At 37.0% G+C, this 1,656-nt stretch carries 2 protein-coding genes; both read left to right on the top strand.

The features are described 5' to 3' along the window. The first annotated feature begins 631 nt into the window (after nt 1–631). Entirely contained in the window at nt 632–1,054 is a 423-nt protein-coding gene (locus PSE7429_RS22775) for a hypothetical protein (RefSeq protein ID WP_233424425.1), read from the top strand. Between the two features lie 129 nt (nt 1,055–1,183). Then, a complete protein-coding gene (locus PSE7429_RS22770; protein WP_009629761.1) occupies nt 1,184–1,402 on the top strand; it encodes a hypothetical protein in 219 nt (72 codons plus the stop codon). Nucleotides 1,403–1,656: the final 254 nt, after the last annotated feature.

The raw sequence follows: 1,656 nt of genomic DNA, 5'->3' as shown, positions 1-1,656 counted from the left end.
CCAGTCTGAAATGGCTTGGTTGACGCGAATTTTAAAATCAGTTGCCCAAGTAAAATATGGTGGATTATCACCGTGTATTCGCCAAGTCGCATGATGTTCAATATCGGAGACTTAGCAAGGACTATGAATTTTACGAGAATATCTCGGAGTCGTTTATTTACATAGCTTTGATCCGCAAAATGCTTAAAAATCTTACTGCTGTCAATTCTTAAATGCTTTCTTAAGAGAAGTCGTCCTTTAGAATCTAATCAGACTCCTTCTAATGTTTTATCATTTAGAGTTTCTGATAGTAAATTAAGTGAATTCAGAACTTTAGATATGAGAACCCTTACTCCATCAGCAGCAGGAGATGGGATTAACGCACATAGTCGCCTTTATGGAAATGGAATAGCTCATAACTATCAGTATGCTATTCATGAAGTGGGACGTGCTAATATCTATGAACACTACTTTGCAAGTAATGTTTTTCCTTCGTTTTTTCGTGGAAGAACTCTTGGATATTAACCTCTTGTCATCGTTACTACAATACTCAAATAACAAAAAGTGAGGTTTATAGATAGAAAATCGAAATTCTCCATAATTACAATGTCTTTATAAAAGAATCAAGAAAACTATGATCGGAGAATACACTTTGTCGAAAGTAGTAGTTAGAATCTGGAAAGATGGCACAATAGGTCATCCCTTTTTTGGTGTTTGTGTTTGGGTGGAGGCAGAACCCTCTCTAATAGAAAACTCTGTGATTGATGCAATAGGTCAAGAAGTTAATACTGGACTAGGTGAGGTTAACTCTAGAACTCACGATGACTGGATTAATGCGGCAATTGAAGGGGCTAAAGAAACTTTAACTTATCTTGAAAGGTCATCAAACGACAATTTTTTTTTGGTAAAGATTACTAAAGTCATAGGAACTGAAGTTGATACTACAGAGGATTCCGTAAAAGTTGCTGCTTCGATTGCTACATGGAGAGCTATCAATCCAAATTCCTCAGAGCCGATTCCTAAATTTGATCAACTTGAGAATATTTGGACTGTCGAATTCCCCTCACTTGTATAATTATTTCGATAACCCGCCCACAAAGTTCTTACTGGGTGCATCTCAATTTTGCAATGAGTATAAATACTTAGGATAAAAAGGAGTAATAAAGATGGATAATTTTAAGGATTAGAAGATAGAGGTGAAGCCATGACTGAATCGGAAAAGAATGAAATTCATGCTCATGTGCAAGCTATAGCAGCCATATTATACAAGGACACTGAGAGTCGGGAGCCAGAAAAATTAACAAGCCTAGAAGGCATTGAAATAGCAGTGCGGGAACAAATGCAAAACTGTGTTAGTAAAGATATCGGAATTTTTTTATCGAAGCAAGCACGGGAACAAAATCTGGTAGGAGAAGAGAAATAAAAAGTTGCTTGGGTAAACTGACAATAACCGAGAAACAGGCAAAGAAACTCGGAATCAGGGCTTATAGCCAGATGAGTCCACAGCTAGAAAAATGTTGTTTACTATTGAGTGCAAACGGTTCATACGCAAGAGCGGAGGAAGATATTGAAGTACTGGAGTTTAGACTAAGTTGATTAAGCTAATCAGAAAAAGAGCAGGAAAAAGTAACCCAGAGAATGGAGAACTGGGCAAATCCAAGAGAATGAAAAGGAGAA

The organism is Pseudanabaena biceps PCC 7429 (assembly GCF_000332215.1).
Lineage (GTDB): Bacteria > Cyanobacteriota > Cyanobacteriia > Pseudanabaenales > Pseudanabaenaceae > Pseudanabaena > Pseudanabaena biceps.
This window is presented reverse-complemented; position numbering and strand designations above follow the sequence as displayed.